The following is a 26,167-nucleotide window of genomic DNA, read 5'->3' as shown; positions in this document are numbered from 1 at the left end:
AATTAGTGATTAGTCATTCGTAATTTGTAATTTTTTTATGGCAGTGTATTTATCGGCCATCATCGCTTTTTCAGTGTTGATTTTGGCCACCGACGTATGGTTTTATGTTAAGATGAAGAAACATGGCGTTCGTCCATGGCTGAGAAAAGCTTGGTTTTTACCCGGCATTCTTTTTATTCTTACCTTCATCTATCTACGGTATAGCATAATACATAACGAGAGTTTCCAGTATCTTTCGAGAGTGACATGGATATTTGTCGCTTTTGCTTTGCTGTACACTCCGAAAATCCTGTATATTCTTTTTTATTATCTGAATTACGCCTTCAATAAAATCTTTCGGCGTCAAGGCCGGGTGTTTCGTTTTGTCGGTGTCGGCTTCGCCCTTATCTTTACGATAATATTCGTCTATGGCGTATTTGTTACATGCGACGCTTTTTATTTGAAAGAACAAGTCATTGAAGTGGAAGGCCTGCCCGAAGGATTCGACGGATATCGTATCGCCTTATTCGCTGATTTTCACTTGGGCAATTGGGATCGGCGATATGGCATTATGAAGCCGATTGCGACAATGATTAATCAATCGAATCCCGATATCATTGTCTTTGCCGGGGATATGGTGAATAATTATCATCAGGAAACGTACGGATGGGAGCCTTATTTCAGGCAACTCTCCTCTCGCAAGGGGAACTTTGCCGTATTGGGTAATCATGATTACGGTGATTATACCCAATGGAAATCGGCTACGGCCAAGGAGCAAAACTTCGAGCAGATTAAAAAGAATATCCGGGATATGGGCTTCCGGCTGCTACTCAACGAACATGTCGAACTTGAGAATCGGGGCGACACGCTGACGCTGGTTGGCGTGGAGAATTTCGGAGGCGGACACTTCAACGATTACAGCGATCTGAACAAAGCGTTGGCCGGGTCCGATCCGCACCGGATGAAGATACTCATTACGCATGATCCCAGTCATTGGCGGGAGGAGGTTGTCGGGAAGAAACCGGAAATTTTCCTTTCTATGTCGGGACATACGCATGCGGGACAGGTAGGCATTGCGACCGGCGCGTTGCGTTACTCGCCGATTTCGGTCATGTATCCCGAATGGGAAGGACTGTATCGTGAGAAAAATCAATATCTGTATGTGAATCGCGGAATCGGGTATGTCGGCATTCCCATTCGCATAGGGATGCCTCCCGAAATTACCCTTATCGTTTTGAAAAAGAAAAATTTGTCAATTAGCAAATGAGCGAATTAGCAAATGAGCGAATTAGCAAATGAGTAAATTAGCGAATGAGTAAATTAGCAAATCTGCAAATGCATGGTCTTTCCGTTATCCTGACTTAAATTACATTTTATTTTTGTAGATATAATTGCGTGGGTAAAATACAATTCGTTACATTATGTATGAAAAGTTGAGGGGCGATAAGTTCGGCTTATCATCCGTAAGAATAAATGACAAATATCGTCTTGAGTTTGAAGAAAAAATAGTCGGCAATCAACCAGTTGCTATAATATGTAGAATAAAGAATTTATCGAACGATTATAAATAATAATTATAATTACTATTCCGGGCGTCGACCCTAATATGATTGCAAATAATATCGAACCCTATTATCCCACTCATCCGGGTGAGATATTGAAAGCTGCTCTGGATTTACCCGCTGAACCGCTTCTTAAAATGCAAGCACGTTACAATATGCTTATAACCAAACGGAATCATCAGTTTATTGAAAAGCTTAACAAGGTGCGTAAAATCACTGCAGTGCTCTAATCCGTCAAACCGATAGCGTGCTGTTTGAAGAAAGGGGATTGCGGAGCAAGTCCGCAACGACGAAAAATTTCAATAATTAAATTCCTGCCGGTATTCCGCCGTATTCCCCACGCCATCCGATGCGGTAAAAACGAAGGTGTGCCGCTTGCCTCGTTCAAGGCGTTCGCTGTCGAATAGATAGGTATATACTGATGATTTAACATCATGTGTGAACAAGACGAATTTTCCATCGATTTCTCCCCTGAACGAAGCGATACCGCTTTTATCGTCTGTTAAACGCACACGGATACGTTTTGCCGATGCCCATTTCTCCGGTTCGATAGGGATAATCTTCGGGGCGATACTATCTTCACTCACGGCATACCGGTCTCCCAGTTCCCTGATAGATACTTCGATTCCCCCGTCTTCGTATTTGCCGCCGATCCAACTGTCGGAACCGTTACGATCGATACGAACCACTCCATAACGGTTTCGTTTTTCAGCCACATCCGTATTTAGTTTTATCCACATCGAAGCACTTTTATGTAACGGCACCGGCATGGTATGCGCTTGATGGACGTCGGAATAATAACCCGGTGCTTTCGACGAATTATATTGAAAGCAGATACTCGAATAAAGGTTTCCGGGAGGAATATTGAGTAAAAATCCGAAATGAATAAACCAATTGTTCTGATTCCAATCCATCGGGTTTTTACACGCCGGCATCGACGGGATCGATTGTTTTTTGCCCGTTATCGTGAAAGAATAGGCGCGCATATTGCCCGAGTGGTCTTCAAGTTCATACCGAAGTCGATAATCCCGTTCTTCCGTAATATCGATATAACCGTTTTGGGCTGAGGGATAGAGTGGGAGCGTGTTGCCCGGTTCGATGACGGACTTCATGAAAAACGCTCTGTGCTGACGCCACTCTTCAAAGTCGACAAACGAATTGATCATCCGGGTCTGCTCAAACGGAAAACGATTCATGGCACTGCTGAAAATCAACTTATCATCGACAAATAAACGAACGAATTTCACTCCGTAGATATTTTGTTGCCCGTTCATACGGTCATACGCTTTCACTCCCGCAAAGATTCGCCCCCAGGCATGAACAGGCGCCGGAGGAAGAGGGTTGCCTGTTTTATCTTTTCTCACAGTCAGTCGTAAAGGATTTGTTCCGCCATTTACGATGCCTTTGCCTTGTACCGGATAAATGGCAATTCCACGGAGATCGGGCTTTTGCGTATCGGCTATTTTCGGCAGGTATGCCAAGGCATCCAAAGGATCCTGCGTACGGGTCTCGCGGATTTCGAAGTGTAGGTGTGGTCCGGCCGATCCGCCGGTATTGCCGCTCAACGCCACTTGTTCGCCTCGTTTTACCGGTAATTCTCCGGCAGAAGGATATAAATCGACAGCGAAGCTTTCCTGTTCGTATTGATGGCGTTTGACATAATCGGCAATCTTTTTCGAAAAGCTGTTCAAGTGGCCGTAGACGCTTGTGTGGCCTGTTGCCGGATGATCGATGTAAAGCGCAAGGCCATAGCCGCCCGGCGACACGCTGATGCGCGACACATAGCCGTCTTCTATCGCTATAATAGGCTTATTCTGTACTTGTTGGGTCTTGAAGTCGATACCCGAATGAAAATGATTGCCGCGCAGTTCGCCGAAGTTTGCACTTAAAGCAGGGGGAATATCGACGGGATATATATACTTTTGAGAATAAGAGATTTGTTGTATGCTTAGGCATAAAAGAGAAACGAGTATATACTTGTTACACTGATTCATTCAACGTTTTTTTTGAGGAGGAGACTTTGCAGGGTGACATCGATAATGTCTTGCGCCGCTTCTGTTTTCGTTTTTAGTCCGAAGGATTTTCTGTCTTTGTTCTTCGAGTAAATCGTTATTTTATTGGTGTCGTAACCAAAACCGGCGCCGGAATCTTTTAGAGAGTTTAAAACGATGAAATCGAGATGCTTTTTCTCCATTTTCCTAAAGGCATTCTCTTCTTCATTCGTTGTTTCGAGCGCAAACCCGATGAGTACCTGCTCCGGTTTTTTCCGTTCGCCTAATGTTGCGGCAATATCCGCATTGGGGGTAAGCGTGAGCGTCATCTTATTGCCGTCGGTTCTTTTTATTTTTTCCGTAGCGGCTTCTTCGGGACGGTAATCGGCCACGGCTGCCGACAAGATAGCCGCATCCGCCTCAGGAAAAGCATTCAGAGCAGCTTCGTACATTTCGCCGGCCGATTCCACCGCAATGCGCCTGATACCGGGGTGTGAAACAGTAAGGTGCGTAGGCCCTGCAATGAGTGTTACTTCCGCCCCTCGGGCGGCGCATGCTTCTGCCAGGGCAAAGCCCATTTTTCCGGAAGAAAAGTTTCCGATAAACCGTACGGGGTCGATCCGCTCATACGTCGGGCCGGCGGTGATCAGGATTTTTTTTTTAGCGAGATCAAGGCTTTGTTGGAAAAACTCTTCGACAATAGAAACAATACGTTCGGGCTCTTCCATTCTTCCTTTCCCTTCCAAATGGCTCGCCAGTTCGCCGATTCCCGGTTCGATAATGCGTACATGGTCCGAACGCAGAATGTCGAGGTTGCGTTGTGTGGTGGGATGGGCAAACATATCCAGATCCATAGCCGGGGCGGTAAATACCGGAGCTTTCATCGATAGATAAGTTGTGATAAGGAGATTATCCGCCACACCGTGTGCCATTTTCGCAATCGTCGAAGCTGTAGCCGGCGCGATAATCATCGCATCGGCCCATAAGCCTAAATCGACATGGCTATGCCAGGTGCCGTCTTTCGCCGCGAAAAATTCACTGATCACCGGTTTGCCCGACAACGCCGATAGGGTAACGGGGGTGATAAATTCTTTCCCCGACGGAGTAATCACGATTTGTACTTCCGCTCCTTTTTTTATTAATAAGCGGGTGATAACGGCTGCTTTGTATGCTGCGATGCTCCCTGTAATCCCTAACACGATATGTTTACCTTGTAATGCCATCGTTTTTCTAACTCTTTATTTCTTACATTCCTTTTTATTTAGAAAGCTTCTTAGGCTCTTAACAGGTCTCTTGTTTGGGTTCGTTTTGGGCAGACTTATTGTTCGGTTTCTTTATATCTTTTATCATGATTGTTTTTATTTATGCTCTGCAAAGTTATAATTTCTTTATAGAATAATCAATTATTTCCCTGTCAATAGAAATTTATTTCCACTCCGGGAGTGTGGCCTTTTACCTCCGTCAGTTTTTCGTTGAAGAAACTATATTCGAAGTAAGTATTTCCTATTTGCGATATTTTGTCGGTATGGAAATCATATTTTATGGGATAATCGCCGATCTTATTGATTTTATCGGTATGAAAATCATAGTCGATCGCATAGGGCCCGATACGCTTTATCCGTTCGGTATGGAAGTCGTATTCAATCTCAAAATCCCCGATGCGTTTCAGGCGGCCGTCCATTTTGTCGTACAACCTTAAGTCGTCATGCAGTACCGAAAAATCGACCATCTTTCCGTCTTCGATCCATATCATCAGTTCGTCATTCAATCGCAGAGACACATTTTTTCCGTTTACCTCCGTTGGTCTGCCGGGACGTTCGTACGAAAGGGCATATTCCCATGTGCCATCCATGTAAAGGATTACTCTTCGCCCGTCATCGGTCACCGCGTTTTGTTGTGCATGAACGGATGCGATACTAACGATTGTCGATAACAACAGGCTAAGGCCTAAATAAAAAGGTTTCATATTATTTTCTATCATCTTATTTGAATTCAAATGTACAGTATATAATCGAGAAAATAATATCCGTACTGTTTATTTTTTTAATAATTTTTGAATGAGTTTTAGGCTTAACCGGAAAGAAGTGCTTGGATACGCCACTTGATTGACTGTGCCGGAAATATCCAACACTTGTGTTTTTTAGGGTGTCGTTTAGAATAGAAGTTTTTTTATCATAGGACGATATTAAATAACCGGTTTTATATTACTTTTGTTTTTAGGATCATAAAAACAAATACAGATGAAAAAATGGATCGGAACTTTAACGGTAGCTATTATTGCCTTATGCTCGATGAATGCGTATGTTTATTTCACCAATTGCCGGAGTGATGTCACCGCGATCCGCAACGACTCTACTCGGGAGAGGACTCAAAACTCGGTGCGGATCAATTATGACGACTATAAACAGCTAAATGAGAAGAGTAAATAATATTCACAGCAATTGTTTAGCATTAAAAAATCGAGGATGCCGTTTCAAACGACATCCTCGATACTATTTCTGCAAAACCGACTAATTTATTTCTTTCTTCCGGGTTCGATAATGAACGAATAGCTGTAAGTCGGGTTGTCGAGTGTAAATTCTTTATGCACCCGCGGAGACCAACTGTCGTCGCCGCCCAAACCCATTTGCTTATAATCGATATGCAACCAGGTGTTATCGCCTCGCTCCAGCGTGTGAGAGGTTTTCGATTCATTAAGCGCTTCATCGGAATAATCCTGAATGTTGAAATTGAAAAGCGGTTTGCCGGAGAACTTCACGCTGCCGCCGGCCGACGAGGTTACCTGTAACCAGCGGGTATCGGTTTTGTTTCCGTTTTCCTGCGGCATCACGTGACCGAAATGCTGCTCTTCGACTTTGCCGGCATAACGTCCGACGAAAGCCGATTCCTTGCGATCGTCGTACGATTCGAACGGGCCTTTTCCATACCATTCTATCGCATTCAATTCTTTCGGTAAAGCCATCCGTACGCCTACGCGCGCTAAGGGAGGAAGGTTTTCAGGGACATTGAAACAGTTGGTTATTTCTATCGTTCCGTTTCCTTTTACCAGATAAATTGCTCGGTGCAGGATATCGCCTTCCTTCGTCACGATCTTGTTTTGCAGGGTGACTTCCGTACGGTTGTTGCCGATATTTTCCGCCGTGAGACTTACGGGTTGTATAACCGGTTTATCCAGGCCGGCTTTGCGCCAGCGTGTAGCATAACCGCGGTCGCCGCCGCCTTCGTCGTTATCGGTCGGGACGCGCCATAGATAAGGCAGAATCGGTTGAGAAAGGATGTTTTTTCCATCGTAAACCAGTTGGCTGAGGGCTCCGGCCTTCTTATCGAACAATACTTCGAATCCTTGTCCTTTTATACTTAGGGAATTATTACCTTCAGTCACAACCAGCGCCGGAAGATCCTCTTTCGGCGTTCCGGGAGGGAGAGTCACCGGCAAGTCGAAAGCAAGTTGTTCGGCACCCACCTCGAAATCCTTGTCCGCCCAGAGTGTTGCCGCCTTGAGGTGGAAAGAAATGTTCATGAAATACTCATTACCATGCTTCACCAGCTTCCGGTCGAAGGGAATTTTTAAGAGTTGTCGGCTATGTGGCGCGATGCTCAGTTTGTCTACCGTCCCGTTTGCGATGCTCTTGCCGTTTTCGAGAAGATTCCATTTCAGGTAGATCGTTGAAGCATCTATAAAATCATGGTCGTTGGCGATGGTGACGATACCTGTATTGACATTGATATTGCGCACATTGAAATATTGATATACTTTTTTAAGTTCGTGCATTTCGGGTTGGGCGATACGGTCGGGATTGATGAGCCCGTCATTCACATTCGCACCGTCGAGATGATTGATAATATTCCAGTATTCGCGGCCGTTTTCGTCTTTCGATCGCAGGCCCTGATCGACCCAATCCCAAGTGAATCCGCCTTGAAAGCGCGGAAAGTCGTTATACAGGTCCCAGTATTTTCTGAAATTACCCAGTCCGTTACCCATACTGTGTGCGTATTCGCAAATGATGACCGGGCGTGTCGTATCGGTATTGAACAAATATTCGAGCCTTTCGAAAGACGAATACATATCGGAGATGATGTCGTAACGCGAAATGTCAGGGCCGTCCCAGCGGTTTCGCGATTCATAATGTACCGGCCTTTTTTGAGGATCGGTTTGTTTCATGGCCTCGTATGCCGCATCGAAATTGACACCCCATCCCGACTCGTTACCCATCGACCAGATAACGATAGAAGGATGGTTTTTGTCGCGTTTCACCATGTTCACCGTCCTTTCTACAATAGCTTGTTTCCATTCGGGCAGTTCGCCCACGTAATAACCCTTTCCCCATAGCCCGTGGCTTTCTATATTTGCTTCATCCACCACATACAAGCCGTATTCGTCGCAGAGGCTGTACCATTCCGGCACATTCGGATAGTGGCTTGTGCGTACAGCGTTGATGTTATGGCGTTTCATCAGCAGGATATCTTTAATCATCGATTCCCGGCTGATTACTCGTCCATGATGCGGGTCGAATTCGTGGCGGTTCACGCCCTTGACTTTAATGGCTTCGCCGTTGACAAGGAATAGGCCGTCTTTAATTTCTATTTTCCGGAAACCGGTATGGGTCGTAAATGCCTGAACAGGTTTGTCGTCTTGAGTAAGCAGTTCGATGCCGATTTGGTATAAATTCGGCGTTTCGGCCGTCCATTTCAGCGGATCAGTAATCCGGCTTTTTAGAGAGACTGTTTGTTCCGTCCCTTTCTGCACGGTGAAGGATGTTGATTTTTGTGTGTCGACGGTTTTACCGTTCTGGTCTTTCAGCGTGATTTGCAGGACGTACGATTGCTTTTTATCGAGATTCAGGTTTTCCACGTTCACATCCACAAAAAGATCGGCATCTTTCAGTTGCCCGTCCAATTCGCTGTATACTGTGAAATCCCGCATCCTGACCTGCGGGGTGGTGAACAGGTATACATCACGATAAATACCGCTCAGCCTCCAGAAATCCTGATCCTCTATGTAACTTCCATCCGACCAGTTGAGTACTTGCACGGTAAGTTCATTATCGCCTTTGTCGAGATATTTCGTGATGTTGAATTCGGCCGGCAACATGGCATCCTCGTGATATCCCACACGTTGACCGTTTACCCAAAGGTACATCGCCGACTGTACCCCGGCGAAATGAATGAATATTGGGTTACCGTTCCACTCAGCAGGGACGGTGAATGTCTTCTTATATACCGCCGTAGGGTTATAATCCTTCGGTACGAAAGGAGGATCCGGCTCGAAAGGATATTTGATGTTCGTAAAAACGGGAGGGTCGTAATCGCCCTGAAGCTGCCAGTTACCCGGTACGCGAATATCGTTCCATCCGCTTAGAGAGGTCTGTTTGGCAATATTTGCCGGAACCAGTCCCGGGTTCTTATAATAATGGAATTTCCACGTCCCGTTGAGGAGTTTTACCTGCGGCGAGTCCGCCAACCGGTTGTTGTCCCATGTGAGTCTTTCGAACGGCACATACGTTGCGTGCGCCTTTTCTGCATTAATCTGTGTAACCGAGAGGTTTTCCCAGTCGTTTGTCTGTGCCTGGCCTGTCCAAACGAATAGTATGGACAAAAGCATAAAAATGGTCGTCTTCTTCATCTCTTTATGTTTGATTTATATGATAGATTTATAAATTGATAGTCTTCCTTTTTCGGAAATATTCTGCTATTGCTTTCTCTTTTTATACCTTTTCAGGTATATGAAACAATTTGTGCACAAATATACCCATTTTAGGGAATTTAAAGATGCCTGAAGCCATTATTTTATCCAATCATTTGAATAGATATTCTTCCCTTGAAAGGCAAAAACGTTCAAAATATTATTTCTTTACAAATAAAACAATCATTTTCAATATCTATCATATCAGTTTTCTCCTGCATATTTTTCTCAAAAATTTTTAATAAAGTGTGTGAAATTGCTTACATTTCTTCTCTATTAAACCGGTCTGTAAGTTTGGGAGAAATAGTGTATTTCCTGAATAATTTATTGATTTGAAGATGATTATTGGATAACTCCATATTAAATATATAACGAACTATTATAGCAATTCTGGATAATATTTGTAGATAAGTTCTTGGTCATCTTTTTTTAATTCATTTAATAATTTAGGAGTGTCTTGAGTGCGTAGCCCTTTTTGATTCAGTACATTCATTAAGCTCCAGTCTTTTGCTGGTTTATCGGGAGATGGATCGGCAGGCTCTTGAGTTTTCAAGTCATACCGTGTGAAATCAATCACATAGGTTGGCGAGCCTTTTTTATGCCAGTCGCGTAAGAGAGCCAATCGAAATTCTTTATTCATAAACCACTTAATCTCAAGATTATTATATGAGTCACCTAGACCGGAACCCCGTTCTTCAAACCGGTAATTCCAGTCATCATTCGATTTATATTGATTTCGCCAGATCGTACCAAACTCACCAAAGGTTACAAAACGTGTATCCGGCCAACGTTTTTTCGTATCTGTGACCCACATTTCCATAGCATCACAGATCAGGTCTTTTCCAAATTCGTGAACCATTTGTGCCTCCCAGATATTGGTTACCCAACCAAATCCATTCAATTCAAACCCTTTATCGAAGTGAATTGACTGAGTATGCATTACTTCCCGATGACCAAGGTCGAGTCCCCAACCTTTATAGGTTTCAATAGGACCAACTCCCCTGCGACTATTGTATCCTTCTATTCCATGTCCTATTTGTCCGCTACGGCGTGCGCAGATAAAATCCATGGTCCACCCATCTAAATTGACACAATCAATAAAATCATTTTTCCCCTGTGCCGGTTTACAGAAATGTTCGGTTGAAGGGTAAAAAGGATAAGAAGGAGATCCGTCTGCACCACCACCGTCAATATTATGCTGACTCCAGATAACAGCATGGGCCACGTGGATGTTTTCTTTCTCTGCCAGATATCTTAAGTTGTCGGCAGACAAGAAGCCTCCGATAATCGATTGCGGACGATAACCGTTACCTACTAATTCGGTAATGATTTGGATTGCTTCCGATATTTCGCGATTTATTCTTTCACGCGGTAAATACATTGCCGGAAAATATCCGGGGAAATAAGTAACCTCATCTCCATATTTTTTCTTACACTCTACAACATATTGCCGTATTTGTTTGAAATTTTCACGTTTATCTTCCAGTGCGTTCATTGTAAACCCCCACGTTAATCGTCCATCCGGATTATTTTTTGCAAACGCTTCCCGCAATGCACGCACACCATCGAGTGTGTGCCAGTCTCCTTCGTCACGGGGGTGGAGTTTTACATCCCTGGAAACTTCCCATGGAGTAGTGCGTATCATAATACAAAGAGTTACGAACCGATTTCCATTTAAAGTAATTGGAGTCTGAGTTGTTGAAATGATCGGTTCTGTAGAATATAAAGAAAACGTATAAACCGTTATTAGTATGAAAGACAGTAGAATTTTTTTCATGAGAGCGTATTTTATTATTTTTCTTTTGTGTTGTGTATCACCGCATCATTTATTTGCTTCACTTTGTCGAGATACATCTTTAGTACTTGACGGTCGTAAGTAACTAAGCCGTTTATCTCATGCTCTACGTCCGTAGTTTGTGTATATACAGCGGCACTTAGTCCGTAATATTTTATCATTTGTTCCAGCTCGTTGAGCATTAAAATGTAGGTATCCGTTAATATCTCTTTATTCAGCATCATTTCATATGCATTGTTGGGTACAGGCCATAAATGTTCCCGTATAAATAAACCTTTTCCGCCAAACTCACCCAGAGAGGCAGCTCGTTTATTATCCGGCCGCGGCATTGTTTTTAGTTCTATCTTACCATAATGATGCAGATCAACAAAATCGCCATTACCCGGATCCCCGTATGCGGGCCGATAAGGCGGTGCGTTATTATATCCTGAATTACCGTTTACTAAACGACTCGGGTCATATTTTTTGATCCAATCCGTAATATTCGCTACATCAAAAGCGCCCCAATTTTCATTGAAGGGTACCCACGTCACAATAGATGGCGAATTGATGTGTTGGTCGACCATTCGTTTCAACTCCTCTCTAAACTGATTACGTACAGTGGTAGAATCCACATCGTCCGGTTTCCATAAGTTGGGCATATCCTGCCATACGAGTAATCCTAAGCGATCGCAATGATAGTACCAACGCTGAGGTTCCACTTTGATGTGTTTTCGTATCATATTGAATCCTCCTTGTTTGGCAAGGTCTATATCATATAATAAAGCCTTGTCGCCGGGAGCCGTAAATATGCCGTCAGGCCAGTAGCCCTGATCTAACAACCCTATTTGAAAAACAAATTTTCCGTTCAACAATACACGGTTAACACCCTCGATTTTTCCAATAGTTATGGAACGCATCCCGAAATAAGAATCAACTTTATCCGTCACTTTTCCCCGATGATCTTGCAGTTCTAGTTTTAAGTCATACAAGAAAGGATCGTCAGGGCTCCATAAATGGGGATTTTGAATCGGCATATAAAATGTCTCGTTCGTTGTTCCTTTCGCTGTGGCTATTTCTTCACCGCTGTCTTTGGCAATCACCCGCACATTATAGTTGAGCGCATCGGCATAAACCGTTACTTCCAGACGATTATTGTTTAAATCGGGAATCAATTTAATCCTTGATATATATTGTTCTTCCACAGGTTCCAACCATACGGTTTGCCAGATACCCGAAGTAGAGGTATAATCGCCACGAGGTCCGTTTTTGCCATTAGCGGATTTGCCGTCATTCGGATCATAAGCACCTATAATGAGTACATTCTCCCCGGATTTTAAATAAACCGAAATATCAAACATAAAGGCATCATAGCCACCGGTATGCGAACCCACTTTTTTGCCATTCACAAAAACAGTTGCAATACGATCTACCGCTCCGAAATGTAGCAGTATTTTTTTTCCTTTCCATTCTTCCGGATTTGTGAAAGTCCGGCGATACCAAAGATTCGTTTCATCGTTACGCCTGATTCCCGACAATTCGGCCTCAGGAGAAAACGGGACACGTATCTTTTCCGATTTCCCTAAAAATGCCGGTGGTACAGTTACCATTAATGGGTCCGGCAATTCTTTACCCCCCATATAATCCCACATACCATTCAGATTCAACCATTGCGGACGTACCATTTGCGGACGCGGATATTCAGGTAAAGGGATTTCTGCCTGGATTGCTTTCCCAGTCCATGGGGTAGGTAAAGTAAAGGATTCTGAACTTTGAGATCTCAGTTCAGATACTCCAGCCATTAAAATCAGGCAGTATATCCAATATATATACTTTGGCTTTTTCATCTGTAATTCTTTTATAGGATATTCTTACAATCCACAACCAGCCTGTTTCCGGAAGGGATTAACCGGAAGACAAATTCGTCTGATGAGTTTCCTCCTTCAATGGAACCCTTTTCACACGTAATTGTATAATCAAAACCACGGAATGTAGCATTTATTTTCTTCGTTTCAAATGAGAGGAATGGTAATTCCACATCATCCGCTGTCGTAAGTTCAAGTGTCCAGGTCAAGCCTTTTTCCTGTGGCTCACATGATACTTCGAACCGGTCTTCATAAAAAATAATGTTGAACGTATTCTCATTTTCGTCTTTACAAGTTACTTGCAAAACATCTTTACTGATTTCCTTCACAACAGGATCTTTAAACAGAATTTCTGATCGGCTCTTATTTTTGTCAACTTTCATAATACGTAAACCGGCTCTTTCATCTGATGTACTCCATATAAATCCGTCCACCACAGGAAGTGTGGAATAGAAAAACTGATTACCTTCTCCTGCCGTATCATAATAGGGTGATTTGAATTTTTCATCAAACAGATGAATATCACGAAAACGGAATGATTTACCTTCCCATAGCAAATTCGTGCGATAATAGCGGCTGTTAAACCAGACACTCTTTCGACCTTCATTACGAATATCAGTAAGTGTTGTGACTGCTGTTGGAGGAGTGTGCTTAAATTGCTCTTTAAACCACTTCCCGGATGTTTCCAGTGTTTCCAGCTTGATTTTACCGGCAATCCTTAAAGAATCAAACAGAGGGAATTGCATTTCGAGTCCTTTTTGCATAGCTTTCCAGGTAAAAGAATTCTCCTGTCCTGCCTGTGCATAATTAAATACCAGAGAAGGCTGATTTACGATAGATTCCAGGAAGTACTCTACCCATTCTTTATTCATACCCGACTCCTTATACACCGGTTCAAGCGAAATAACGCCTTGTCTTCTTCTTCCTAATCCGGTATCGTACTGATAAATCGGATCACTGCCCAGCATACGGAATATAGGCACAGGAATCTGCGCTTCTTCTGTTTGTGCAGGCATATATGCATTGGTACGACTGGGATAATATGCCTGGTTCCAATAGCCTCCCCAAAGGGTATAACCATCTGTTCCGATCTGATCCTTACAATTACAAGAGGCTACGATTCCGTATTTTTCGTACATATACGCCAGTGTATACGAATCAATAAACCATGACCCAACGGATTTTGGATAGTAACCATATATTTCTTTGAATTTTCTCATGTATACATCCACCAATTGCTCCCTCTCCCGGGGAGTATATCCGGTCGTAAAAGCGATATTCGCATGCGAAACCCATGAATGTTCGCCCCGCCATTTAATTCCGGCAGCTTCCACATGCGGTTGTGTAATTTCCCACCATGCACCCAACTCACAATTAGCTGGAAGCTCTTTTTTCATTAACTCCTGGTATTGAGGGTTGATCAAGGCGTCATATTGAAAAAGGAAAGTTGCCGGAAAATGATATTTGTTCACCAGCTTAATTTGTTCCTGTACAGTTTCAAACAACAGCCGGTCCGAGTCTTCCACACGATAATCCGTCTGACGGATAAAATTGATGATGTTAATGATCCTCGGAGCATCCGATATATGCACATCTGAAACATCTTGATTTGATTTGCTGGTGTAACCCATGCATATCGTACTTAGGAATAATACTATTACTGTTACTTTTTTCAAGTTCATACAAATTTGTTAGTTTCACATATTTGCAAAATACGTATGGGAATATTATCCCCAGATAATTATAACATTGGCAAAGATATACAGAGCCGTTATAAAGATATTGTTTTTTTAATTAATGAAGGTAAGATAATTTCCGGCAAATAGGAGAGTGTATCAATCTGCCGGATTCTAATATCCCCCAATATAGGGGGATATTAGAGGTTCCTTTTATCACCACCCCGGATTATTTGGCAATAAATTCGGATTGAGTTTGGTTTCATCCAAAGGTAAGGAATAGTAATAATTCTTGGGTGCAACAAATTTGCGGTTCGATGCAGGCTCTATAATATAAAAGCCATCCGCATCCACATTTGCAGCTTCTGTGGCACTCAAAACCCCTTCCTCTTCATACTCTGTACCGGTATATTTAAACCCTTTAATAGCTTGTACCAACTCCGTTTCCGCGGTTTTCCAGCGCCTCAGATCATCCCGCCTGAAACCTTCAAAACAGAGCTCTACCGTACGTTCGCGACGAATTTCGGTCCGCATGTCAAGACCGTTTGCAGAGACGAACGCATTCGTAAGAGGAGGCATCTCGACGCCTTTACGTGAACGGATCACATTGATCGTGTTGTTCAGAATCTCATCGCTAATTGCGCCGTCCTTTTCGAACGTAGCTTCCGCCAGAATGAGAAGCACCTCAGGATAACGAATAATGTGACAATCATAAGTCGTCTGGCCGTTTACAGTTCTGGCCTCGCCAATAAATTTCCAGAGTTTATATCCCGTCTTCGTATTGGGGCGGGAATTGAACAGAGGAGAATTGACCAATGCGGCATCCTGGGGATTCAGGAAAGTTACTCCAGGCATCAGGAATGTCTGGGTCATGCGGGGATCACGATTTTTAAACTCGTCTTCCATCTTTGCATAGCCTTCGAATCCGGAGTTTGGGGCTGTTATAGGCAATCCGGTGCTCTTGCAAAGGTACATGTCGGCCAATTTTTTCGTGGGAGAACTTCTGTCGCCCCAGTAGGCCACGTGAGATGTCCCATGCATCCGTATTTCTGCAGCATAACGGTTAGCAAGGATTGATTCGGAGTTATCGTCCCCTTCCTCAATAAACAGGTAGCGGTAACTTTCATCACCCAGACCTTCCCAGATGGAATATTCACCGCTCTCTCTCACTGCTTCGGCGGCAACTATGGCTTGATTCAATAGTTGCGCATAATCGTCGCGATGGCCGTGATACTTGGCCCATGTGCCGGCAAAGAGTGCAACCCTCGCCTTCAGAGCCAACGCTGCTCCCTGAGTGATGCGTCCCTTATCGGCCGCTGCAACATTTTTTTGCAACGGTAATTTCGACCAGATTGCCTCCAGTTCTGAAAGGATGAAGTCCTCTATTGTCGCCTGAGAACTCCTCTTGTCGTACAATTCCGGAGAGTCCACATTCAATGTTTTGGTAATGAGTGGAACGTCATTATACCTCTTCATCAAACGCCAGAGATTGTACGCCCTGAAGAAGCGGGCTTCGGCGACATAAACTTCGACCCCCGCGGCATCACCGACGTATGACTCGGCCTTTTCGATGATTTGATTACAGTCACGCAGATCAGTGAAACGGTCATTCCAGTTGCCGGTCTCGGCGTTAGGAGCGATATAGGTGCCGCTACTTACGCTGTTCGCACTTCCGCCGAACGCGATATCACTCTCGTTGTCATCCGTATTGAAACTTTCCATTCTGCTGTAGAGGCGATTTGCTGCTTTCTGGAAGTCAGACGGGGTTTTCCAAAATTGAGGATCGCTCAAATTTTCTTTTGGAAGTAAATCCATATCCTGACAACCCGGTATTGTCGTCAGTATTATACAGAGTAGTGAAACTGCTGATATTATTTTTTTCATGATTGAATATTTTTAATACATGATTGAATATTTTTAATATTAGAAAACAAGATTAAGACCCACCGAGTAATTACGGGCGAATGGATATTCCCTGTAAGTACCTCCTTCTTCGGGATCCCAACCGCCGGGTGTATTATGAAACTCGAACAGATCCTCACCGCTGAAATATACACGAACCCTTTCCAGTTTCGCTTTTTGAGTGATTCCTTTAGGAATGGTGTATCCTAATTGCAGGTTCTTCATCCTTACATAAGCTGCATTAAACACCGTATTGGTAGATGTATCATAGTTGTAGCCCTTTCGGGTACCGTCGTTCGATATCGCAGGATATTTGGCGTTGGTTCTCTCTGTAGTCCACGTCTTTCCGTACCAAAATTCCGGGGACTGGTACCACTCGGCGGCAAACGGCATCCGGTTCTCTTCCTGAAGGAACATGATACGCTTGCCCACTCCCTGGAAGAACATGCTTAAATCGAAGCCTTTCCATTCCATTCTGATGTTTACACCGAAGTTGTATCGCGGATTGGTATTACCCAAATAGACCATGTCGCCTTCTCCGTCGGCAAACGCCGTCAGGTTGCCGTCGCCGTTCAGGTCTTTGTATTTTGCATCGCCAACTTGTATTCTCCTATCCTGTATGGTTCCACTGTTGGGGAAACGGGCTTTGTATTCGGCAAGTTCCTGTTCGTTCTGGATGATACCATCGAACACATAACCGAACCAAGAATCCATTGGATAACCGACTGGTGTCGTGTTATTTCCCTTGCTGATAATGGAGGTACCTATCCTGCTAACCACCTTGTTCTGGGCATCGCTTACATTCGTACTGATCGAATATCTGAAATCACCGATCCGGTCTCTCCATCCCAGAATAGCCTCCCATCCATGAATTTCCAGTTTTCCACTGTTGGTCGAGGGAGCAGAGATTCCTAATACGGAAGGATAAGTCACAGGGATCAACATATTATCGTTATTTTTCCAGAAGTAATCGAACGATCCATAGAGTCTGTCTTTGAGGAAACTGAAGTCCACGCCTACGTTTGTCGAAACGACAGTCTCCCATGTACGCGAAGAGGAAACTAAATTAGACTGATTAGCCATCTGTCCTTTTGTGTTGGTTCCGAACGGATAGTAATCAGTGCTGATATTTATCAATGAAATATAATCATAATAACCTATACCCGACTGATTTCCCATTTCTCCCCAGGAAGCCCTGAATTTAAGGTCATCGAAGATGCCCAACGATTTTATCCACTGTTCATCACCTATTCGCCATGTCGCGCTCACTCCCGGAAAATATCCCCAACGTGAATCCGAAGCAAACCGGGAAGATCCGTCGCCGCGTAGTGTGGCTTCGATGAAATACTTACCCACAAATCCGTAATTGAGCCTCGAGAAGAAAGAGTTGATGGTCCACGCATTACCCTGACTTGAAGCATCCTGATCCTGTGGACTGCCCAAATTGACCGGCATGTGTTCCTGCTGGTCGAAATTGATACGTTTTGCCCAGAATTTGTCATAGTCGGCAGATTCGTGAGAGGTGCCAAACATTATGCCGAGATCGTGCTTCTCTCCGAACATTTTCTTGTACTCTGCATAGAGAGTAAAGTTTTTGGAGAGGGTTTTGGAGTAATTGCGTTCGGCGCTGTTCGGGAATCTATTCTTCCCTGAATTTTCATCGAGCCAGTTGTTGTAGTAAATACCCTTCATCACTCTATATTCATCGGCATCGCTCTTTCGTATTGTGGCACGTCCGATAAGGTTCAATCCGTCCACTATCTTCCAGGTGAGCGAGTTGTTGAATGTGAAATTACCCGATACTCTCTGTGTTTCACCGCCTTCCACCAATGCTTGTGCGGGATTGACAAATCCCTCGAACGTGTAGAACCTCCCTGCCGGATTATACATGGGAGTCCAGGTGCGTGTCTTGTATATCAGTTCCCATACGCTTTGTCCCAGATCCTTGTTGATAGCCGAAGAATAGTCCCTATCACCCGCATCATACGACACATTGATATCGTAGTTCAGGTTTTTTGCTATTTCCACATCTGATTTTAAACGTACATAGTAACGCTGGTTCAAATCCTTTCCGTAATTAAGTAAACCGTTTTCCCTCTGGTGACCCAACGAGATCAGATATGTGTATCTGTCTCCGCTACCGGAAATACCTACATTATAGTTTTGAAGACTTCCGTTCCCTATCATCATCTCGTTCCAATCCTGGTTCTTGTAGAACTTCGGTTCGAGCTTGTTCCATCGTCCCCACGGAGTACCCGGAAGTATCACCTCATCGCTGCCCTGTCGTATTTTCTCCAACTCCGCTTCCGTATATTCGGTACGGAACGAACCATCGGTGATCTCGAGTGCCATTTCGGCATGCTGTAAAAGATTTGCGGGCTTTCTCAACAATGCAGGAGTCTTTATCGAATAAGACGCATCGAAAGTTACTTTCAGCTTTTGATTCCTGTTCGCATTTTTCGTTGTGACCAGCACCACGCCATCGGCCGCACGCGCTCCGTAAATAGCTGCCGTTCCATCTTTCAAGACAGATATATTCTCGATATCGGCAGGATTTATCGTACTTAGGTCTCCTTCTGCCCCATCGATCAGGATCAGTGGAGAGCCCCCGTTGACGGAAGAACGGTCACGAATACGCATAACAATCTCTTGGTTGGTCGGATCACCGCCCTGACGTATTATCGTCAGGCCCGGGATCTCGCCCATAAGCGCACTCGAAGCATTTTGTACCGGACGCGATTGAAATGCTTTGGCATCAGTCGTTGAGACAGCCCCTCCCAAATTAGCCCTTTTTACTGTACCATAGCCTATTACTACCACTTCTTCCAATGCTTTGGCATCTTCTTCCAACACGATGTCGAAAGAGGTCTTGCCGGTAGTATTGATTTCCTGTTCTATATACCCGATATAAGAAATCCGAATGGTTGCGTCATTTTCAATTTCTAATGTGAAATTTCCATCTACATCCGTTATGGTACCGTTGGAATTCACGCCGACTTCCACTATATTCGCTCCAATAATGGGGGATTCCTGTTCGTCTGTGACTTTTCCTGTAATGGTTTTTCGTTGTTGCTGTACCTCCCTTATTTCAACCTCTGTCTTCTCGTTCTGGAGCTGTTTGTCTAAAAAAATATATTTCCCGGATATTTTATAAGAAAAAGAGGCTTTTCCGGCCAATTGGTCTAAAATCTCCCGGATATCGCGGTTGTTCAACTCCATATTGAAGTGTGAGGTATTGTCGACATCTTTCGTTTTGTAGAAAAATACATAGTCGGATTGATTTTCGATGATTTCAATCACCTCCGAAAGGGTCGCATTTTGTGCTTTTACCGATAGTTTTTCGCTTTGGGCGTAACTATCGGCAAAACTGTTGCAGATACTTAGCAACAAAAAGATAAAGATAAACTTCATGGTTAAAAATATTTTTCTCCATAGATAACTATGGGGTTCATTAAATTTATTCATATATTTGTATGTTTTTACTTGATTAATATAGGCATGCTCCCAACGTTTTGCAAGACAGGAAGAATGCTGTATTTGATTAAAAAAACGATTTTTTAGGGCCGGAAACTGTTGACGCAGGGTTCCGGCTTTTTTCAGTCAGGTTATTCTTTCTCCATAGGCTCGTACTTTATAAATTCATATTTTTCTTGATCTCTATTCTTGAAGGATAATCGTGTCATTCTTTAATTGTATGCTGAATTGATGTTTAAAATTAAGAATGTCCATGATTTCTTCAATGGTTTGACGGGTGAAAAATTTCCCCGTATATTTTTCATTTTTATATGCTTCATCCGCGATAATCGTCACGCCATATATTTTTTCCAGGCGCCGGGTGATCTCTTCCAAGGGGGTGTCTTTGAACGCGTATATTCCTTTCATCCAGAGGGTGGCGTCGAGCGCGTTCGTATCCGAGACGGTTGCCTCATCCGACTCTTTATCGAAGTAGACCTGCTGATTGGGCTGAAGGATGATTTCATTTTTCAATGCCTGACTGTTGTCAAACGTTTCGAGTTTTATTTTTCCGTTCACTAAGGTTGTAACGGTATACGGATCGGAAGAATAACCCATGACATTGAATTCGGTTCCTAAAACGTGAATCGCTTGTTGGTCGGTATGCACGATAAAAGGATGATGCGGATCTTGGGTTACGCTGAAATAGGCTTCTCCGTCCAAATAGACTTCCCTGTTTTTGGAATGAAACTTTCTGGGATACTTCAATACGGAAGAGGCGTTTAATTGAACGGTGGAGCCGTCCGGCAGTAAAATAGTCCGGGGGGTATTCCCGATGGTGGCTCGTTCTTCCACCCATACGATACGGTCACTTTCGGAGCGGAAGAACCAGATGCCGGAGATTAACAACAAAATGGCGATGGCCGCGATGCTCGCGTATCTTATCCGTCTAAACAAAGGCCTACGGCTTGTTTCGGGTTGCGGTGCATCATACGCATGACGGGTGTCGAGTTTGCGTTGCAGGCGTTCCCAACTGTCCTCCATTTCTTTATCGGACGGCATGAGATTCCCTTTACGCCGATCGTACATCTTTTTCATTTCGAAATAGAACTGTTTGTTTTCCTGTGAGGTGTGATACCATTGCAGGAAAACAGACATTTCTTCTTCCGTCTGGATGTGTTGAAGTACTCGAATGATTATTTCCGTTATACGGTTTTCCATTTGTCGTTTCTCTTTATTGTGAATGCCTGCTTTTTTAAATCCACTCGTTAAAAGGATTTTTTATGCACTCTTTAGTATATATACGATTGTTAAAAGAGGACTACGTACGGTTCGTCGAAATTTTTTTATTCCATGATAACCGGCATGATCGGATTTCGAAAAAAAAGAATCCCCTATCCGTGAAGAAAAAGCAGGAAATATTTGTAAATTTACTTTTCAATCGTAAATTTGCAGGAAAACGATACGATGATTAAAAGAGACATTGAAGAAAAATTAGTATCGATGGGAAGAAATTTTCCCATTGTTACACTCGTCGGGCCGAGACAGTCGGGTAAATCCACGTTATTAAAAACGGTTCTGTCGGATTACAGCTACGTATCTATGGAAGACCCCGATAACAGGTTGTTGGCGACAGAAGACCCTCGCGGCTTTTTGGCTACTTATCCCGATAAGACCATTATCGATGAGATTCAGCAAGGCCCGAAAATTGTTTTGCTATCTATGGTGGAGACCGCAAATTGAAGACGTCGTATGGCGAGATTATACCCTGGAAGGAGTTGCCGTCCGTCTCCGGAGGGTCCTTCACGCGTATGAAATAGCTCCCATCCATCTCCGGAATGTATTTCACGTGTATGAAATGCTTTCCGTTCATCTCCGGAATGTACTTTACGCGCATGGAATACGTTACGTCTTTCTCCGGAAGGTCCTTCATGCGTATGAAATACCTTTTGTCCGTCTCCGGAATGTATTTTAGATGTATGAAATGCTTTCCGTCCGTCTCCGGCAGGTATTTTATGCGGATGAAATAGCTTTCGGAGCCTTCCGGTTGCTTTGAAGCCCCGTCAAATCTTATCCGTCAAGATGACCGGGAATCGTTAGACGGGGTGGAGATTAACTTTTCCCGAAGAAACTTGAGCGCCTTATATACATGGGTTTCTACCGTTCTAACCGATATCCCCATTTCTTTGGCGATGTCGGCATGCGGTTGTTCATCGAGATAGGCTTTCTTGAAGATTTCTTTACATTTTTCAGGCAATTGCTCGATCGCTGCGTAGAGAGTTTCTATTTTGTCATTCTCGGAGTCTTCTTTTGAAGACATATAATAATTCAGTTCGTCTAACTTAATTTCCCGTGCCGCCCGGGCGAGATAGTTGTCTTCTACGATTTGTCGTTTCAGGTAATCATAACACGCATTTTGCACCATAGAAAGGAGATACGTTTTTATTCCCTTTTCGGCAACCACCGTCGATCTCTTGTCCCAAATCTTTAAAAAAACAGTATGGACAATATCTTCCGCCGTGTCGTGATCGACAAATTTACGGGCGAAAAAGATCAATTCTTTGGCATGTTGTATATAAAATGCTTTGAATTGCGTCGTGAAAACATCGTTATTATCCATGCCTGTAAAATAATTTATCGTTCGGTATGATCTCTTTGCAAAATTAGGATATTAATCCTACAAAAGACACATTTTATCCAAAAAATATTTTATCCGGCGAAGCGTCACCGTGCCGAATAATTTTTATACCTTTCCTCTAAAAATCCCCATGACAACCCTTAATAATAACCCGTATACTCATTTAATATACAGAACCTTACTTATGTCTTTATTTCATGGGCAGGCACGGGAAAACCACCCGTCTTTATTTTTAAAGACCGGAATAATGGAATAATAATATACTTTCCTCTACGAGCTTTCCTGTCTCACACGCGCTTTCATTGCCGGCAAAGCCTGTCGATCATTTTGAGAACACGGGATCATGTTTTTCAACATGTCGCCACAAAGGTAGGGAACTGAGGTGATGCCGGAAGAAACCATCCGGTGGGAAGGTTTCTCAACCAGGCGTTACCGCCTGTAAATTTCTGTTGGCATCAAAGGGTTGCCCTGTTTTCAACACGTTAAAAATGATTACCAGTATTTTACGTGTTATAGCCATTAACGCCTTCTGCGATTTCATCCGTCTGGAGAGCTGATTGTACTTTTTACCCAAAAACGACCTTTTCGAACGGGCTGCCGACCAGGAAACTTGAATAAGCGACTTTCTAAGATACTTGTTCCCGTGAAGGGTTTTACGGGACTGTATCTTGCCCGCCGACTCATCGTTCCTGGGGCGTAGCCCGGCCCAGCCCACTAACTGGGAAGCCGAACCGAAGGCGCCCATGTCATTGCCGATTTCAGAGAGGATACACATCGCGCTGTATTTTTGGATGCCCGGTATGGTACACAGCAATGAGATTTCCCTTGCATAATATTTATCCGCAAGTTCTTCTAAATGGTTAAGGCAAGCAGCCTGCTGTTTTTCAAACAAATCCAGTTGTTCCATACATTGTTTGAGCAATTCAATGTCAGTTGGGCACAGTACTCCGTCCAGGGAATCGCCAATGACCTGGTCCCCGTGCTTGTTCCTGATACGTCCGTGAACCAGCCGGGCAAGTTTGCCGCGGTCGCGTTCCCCCTGTATGAGGGCATTAATGATCTTGCGTAGCGAGACATTGTTCCCCTGGTTCGAGACATAGTTGCTGAACCGGATGTTACAGCGCTGCAACTGGTTGTCCAGTTGTTGTTCAAGACGGACCCGGTTTTTGGTGAGACGGAAGCATTGCCTGCCGTATTGACGCATTTCCTGTAATACCCCCTCGGGTACGAAGCTGCCTTTTATTAAACCCTTCTGGAGGCATTGGGCTATCCAATGAGCGTCCTTCACGTCACTTTTACGGCCGGGCAATTGCCTGATGAAATAAGGGTTGGCCAGTTTTAGCGAAAAATCAGACGCCAGGACATGCCACACAGGCATCCAATAGATGCTGGTACTCTCCATGGCGACTCTGCCACAGCCATGCGACACCAAGGTGTCACGCAGGGAGGTTAGCTCGGGGGTGAGTGTCCCGAAACGCTTCTCGAAAATTTTATTGCCTTGCTCGTCCAGAATACAAGCAAATACACTATCTTTGTGAACGTCAAGGCCACAAGCTTTTTCCATAAATTGCCGGAATTTAATTGTTAGACAATTAGTTAATTTTATTGGTCAAAGAACCAACTTTCAAAGGTAACATTTGTGCTTCGAGCACGGTACGGTAAGCCTGAAAAAGTTCAAGTGGCCTTGATTTTTATTTCACGCGCTTGGAAATACCCTAATTTTCATGTAATTTTGAACTTTCTATTATCGAACGTATATTATCAATATGAAACATCTTTTTTCTTTTATAGTTGTAGCTCTTTTTCTTTCCTACGGCTTTTCGTTCGCCGCGGATGTCGATACGGTGGCTGTACCGAGTAAGGGTATGAATATAAATAGCAAAACCGTTATTATCACTCCCGATAATTACCGGCAGGGGACTCGTTATCCGGTGCTGTACCTGTTGCATGGATATAGCGGCAATTACTCCGATTGGGTAAAGGCGGTTCCCGGAGTGAAACAATTATCAGACGACTATGGGATGATCATTGTTTGCCCCGACGGAGCGTATGGCAGTTGGTATTTCGACAGTCCGGTCGATTCGGCTTTTGCTTATGAAACGTATGTCGCCAAAGAGTTGGTGGAGTGGGTGGATGCGAATTACAAAACGATCCCTACTCGCGAAGGACGGGCTATTACCGGCTTGAGTATGGGCGGCCACGGGGGGCTTTATCTGGCTTTTCGTCATCAGGATGTCTTCGGAGCTGCCGGAAGCATGAGTGGGGGAGTGGATATCCGCCCGTTTCCCAATAATTGGGATATTGCGAAGCGCTTAGGCAAACAGAGCGATTATCCCGAACGATGGGAGCAAAACACCGTTATCGGGATGTTGCATTTGCTGACGCCGAATTCGCTGAAGTTTATTATTGACTGCGGATCGGAGGACTTCTTTTATGACGTGAACGTTCGCCTGCATGAGGAATTGCTGTACCGCAATATTCCCCACGATTTTATTTCCCGCCCCGGGGTGCACGATTGGAAGTATTGGAGCAATGCCGTGAAGTACCAGGCCTTGTTTTTCCATACCTATTTTGAAGAAGGACGATCTGGAAATTGAACACTTCACTATCCTTGTAGAAGCAGCCGACAACGAATATAGATGCAAGATTTTTTTACATATAACCCATTATGGCATGATAAGATAGGCAAAATTTACGCCCTCTTGGAACGAGTCAAGATTTCGGAAGAGCAGTCGAAAGATATACTGCACTTGCGCCGCACAAACCGTATTTTTTCCGTCTGTTCTACCACAGCCATTGAAGGTAATCGGTTGACGGTGCAGCAGGTTTTCGATGTAATCAACGGCAAAGTAGTTTTTGCGCCGTTGCATGACATTCAGGAAGTGAAAAATGCTTTTGCTGCCTACGAACAGATTCCCGATTTAGACCCTTACAGTATTGATGATTTCCTAAGAACGCACAGTTTTATTACCGAAAACCTTGTGCAGGAAGCGGGGCGGTTTCGCACTGTTGGCGTGGCGGTAGTCAATAGCCGCAGAGAAATTTTACATTCAGGGGCTGATTATAAAGAAGTTCCAAACTTGATTACTGAATTGCTCGAATGGGGCAAAACCACCGAAACGCATCCGATTATAAAAAGTTCCGCAATGCACTTTATGATAGAGCATATCCACCCTTTCCGTGATGGTAACGGACGAATCGGGCGGCTTTGGCAAACGCTTGTCCTTTCAAAATGGAATCCGATTTTTGAATGGCTGCCTGTTGAAACAATGATTTATCATAATCAACAAAAGTACTACGATACTTTGCAACGGTCGCATAAAAACGGCATAGATTGCAGTCCGTTTATTGACTTTATGCTTGAGGTTATCGAAAATGCGATGTATCAATACACGAATACTGAAAAATCCGAAAATGGTGGTTTAAATGGTGGTTTAAATAGTGGATTAAATTCAACTCAAAAGGAAATTATTACATTGATACAAGAAAATCCTACTATCAGGGTTTTTGAAATGGCACAGAAATTATTAAAACCGGTTCGTACAATCGAAAATAATTTAAGCCAATTAAAACAAAGAGGAGTAATTACCCGTGTGGGTAGTAAAAAAACAGGTTATTGGAAAATAAATTGAAAACGTATAATT

At 43.7% G+C, this 26,167-nt stretch carries 16 protein-coding genes and 1 pseudogene; 5 read left to right on the top strand and 12 right to left on the bottom strand.

Going from position 1 to position 26,167, the window contains the following annotated elements; genetic code table 11:
- Positions 1–37: 37 nt before the first annotated feature.
- Entirely contained in the window at positions 38–1,246 is a 1,209-nt protein-coding gene (locus ABNK31_RS09010) for a metallophosphoesterase (protein WP_418895320.1), read from the top strand.
- A 594-nt stretch (positions 1,247–1,840) separates the two neighbouring features.
- Here the strand turns inward: ABNK31_RS09010 and ABNK31_RS09005 are convergent.
- The 3 genes from ABNK31_RS09005 to ABNK31_RS08995 form a co-directional block, all read right to left on the bottom strand.
- Complete coding sequence (locus ABNK31_RS09005; protein WP_418895319.1) at positions 1,841–3,535, bottom strand: M23 family metallopeptidase; 1,695 nt, start codon at positions 3,533–3,535, stop codon at positions 1,841–1,843.
- Positions 3,532–4,755 carry a bifunctional phosphopantothenoylcysteine decarboxylase/phosphopantothenate--cysteine ligase CoaBC gene (gene coaBC, locus ABNK31_RS09000; RefSeq protein ID WP_418895318.1) on the bottom strand — a complete coding sequence of 408 codons (1,224 nt, stop codon included), beginning with the start codon at positions 4,753–4,755 and terminating at the stop codon, positions 3,532–3,534. Before coaBC ends, ABNK31_RS09005 begins: the two co-directional genes overlap by 4 nt.
- Before the next feature lie 191 nt (positions 4,756–4,946).
- Positions 4,947–5,498, bottom strand: coding sequence for a hypothetical protein (locus ABNK31_RS08995; protein ID WP_418895317.1), 552 nt, complete (start codon positions 5,496–5,498; stop codon positions 4,947–4,949).
- A 274-nt stretch (positions 5,499–5,772) separates the two neighbouring features.
- Here ABNK31_RS08995 and ABNK31_RS08990 point away from each other — a divergent pair, with 274 nt between their 5' ends.
- Complete coding sequence (locus tag ABNK31_RS08990; protein WP_418895316.1) at positions 5,773–5,961, top strand: hypothetical protein; 189 nt, start codon at positions 5,773–5,775, stop codon at positions 5,959–5,961.
- 86 nt (positions 5,962–6,047) lie between these two features.
- Here the strand turns inward: ABNK31_RS08990 and ABNK31_RS08985 are convergent, their stop codons facing one another.
- The 7 genes from ABNK31_RS08985 to ABNK31_RS08955 form a co-directional block, all read right to left on the bottom strand.
- A complete protein-coding gene (locus tag ABNK31_RS08985; protein ID WP_418895315.1) occupies positions 6,048–9,155 on the bottom strand; it encodes a glycoside hydrolase family 2 TIM barrel-domain containing protein in 3,108 nt (1,035 codons plus the stop codon).
- A gap of 439 nt (positions 9,156–9,594) precedes the next feature.
- Entirely contained in the window at positions 9,595–10,992 is a 1,398-nt protein-coding gene (locus ABNK31_RS08980; RefSeq protein ID WP_418895314.1) for a DUF3863 domain-containing protein, read from the bottom strand.
- A gap of 14 nt (positions 10,993–11,006) precedes the next feature.
- Positions 11,007–12,791, bottom strand: coding sequence for a glycoside hydrolase family 2 protein (locus ABNK31_RS08975; protein ID WP_418895313.1), 1,785 nt, complete (start codon positions 12,789–12,791; stop codon positions 11,007–11,009).
- A 56-nt stretch (positions 12,792–12,847) separates the two neighbouring features.
- Entirely contained in the window at positions 12,848–14,536 is a 1,689-nt protein-coding gene (locus ABNK31_RS08970) for a hypothetical protein (RefSeq protein ID WP_418895312.1), read from the bottom strand.
- A gap of 210 nt (positions 14,537–14,746) precedes the next feature.
- Positions 14,747–16,252: a RagB/SusD family nutrient uptake outer membrane protein gene (locus ABNK31_RS08965; protein WP_418895311.1), complete on the bottom strand. Its 1,506-nt coding sequence runs from the start codon at positions 16,250–16,252 to the stop codon at positions 14,747–14,749.
- Between the two features lie 201 nt (positions 16,253–16,453).
- Positions 16,454–19,897 (bottom strand): SusC/RagA family TonB-linked outer membrane protein, encoded by a 3,444-nt coding sequence (locus tag ABNK31_RS08960; RefSeq protein ID WP_418895310.1) that lies wholly within the window; start codon positions 19,895–19,897, stop codon positions 16,454–16,456.
- A gap of 192 nt (positions 19,898–20,089) precedes the next feature.
- Positions 20,090–21,106, bottom strand: coding sequence for a FecR family protein (locus ABNK31_RS08955; protein WP_418895309.1), 1,017 nt, complete (start codon positions 21,104–21,106; stop codon positions 20,090–20,092).
- A 246-nt stretch (positions 21,107–21,352) separates the two neighbouring features.
- Here ABNK31_RS08955 and ABNK31_RS08950 point away from each other — a divergent pair.
- A pseudogene (locus ABNK31_RS08950) lies at positions 21,353–21,619 on the top strand (AAA family ATPase); the annotation flags it as partial.
- A 343-nt stretch (positions 21,620–21,962) separates the two neighbouring features.
- Here ABNK31_RS08950 and ABNK31_RS08945 read toward each other — a convergent pair.
- Positions 21,963–22,505 carry an RNA polymerase sigma-70 factor gene (locus tag ABNK31_RS08945; RefSeq protein ID WP_418895308.1) on the bottom strand — a complete coding sequence of 181 codons (543 nt, stop codon included), beginning with the start codon at positions 22,503–22,505 and terminating at the stop codon, positions 21,963–21,965.
- A gap of 436 nt (positions 22,506–22,941) precedes the next feature.
- Positions 22,942–24,087, bottom strand: coding sequence for an IS110 family transposase (locus tag ABNK31_RS08940; protein ID WP_418893787.1), 1,146 nt, complete (start codon positions 24,085–24,087; stop codon positions 22,942–22,944).
- A gap of 202 nt (positions 24,088–24,289) precedes the next feature.
- Here ABNK31_RS08940 and ABNK31_RS08935 point away from each other — a divergent pair, with 202 nt between their 5' ends.
- Positions 24,290–25,120, top strand: a complete 831-nt coding sequence (locus ABNK31_RS08935; RefSeq protein WP_418895307.1) for an alpha/beta hydrolase — start codon at positions 24,290–24,292, stop codon at positions 25,118–25,120.
- Between the two features lie 42 nt (positions 25,121–25,162).
- On the top strand, positions 25,163–26,155 hold the full coding sequence (locus ABNK31_RS08930) for a Fic family protein (RefSeq protein WP_418895306.1): 993 nt from the start codon (positions 25,163–25,165) through the stop codon (positions 26,153–26,155).
- Positions 26,156–26,167 lie beyond the last annotated feature (12 nt).

It is taken from the genome of Limibacterium fermenti (assembly GCF_041902845.1).
GTDB lineage: Bacteria > Bacteroidota > Bacteroidia > Bacteroidales > Dysgonomonadaceae > Limibacterium > Limibacterium fermenti.
Note: the sequence above shows the minus strand (reverse complement) of the source record. Positions and strands in the feature narration are given on the sequence as shown.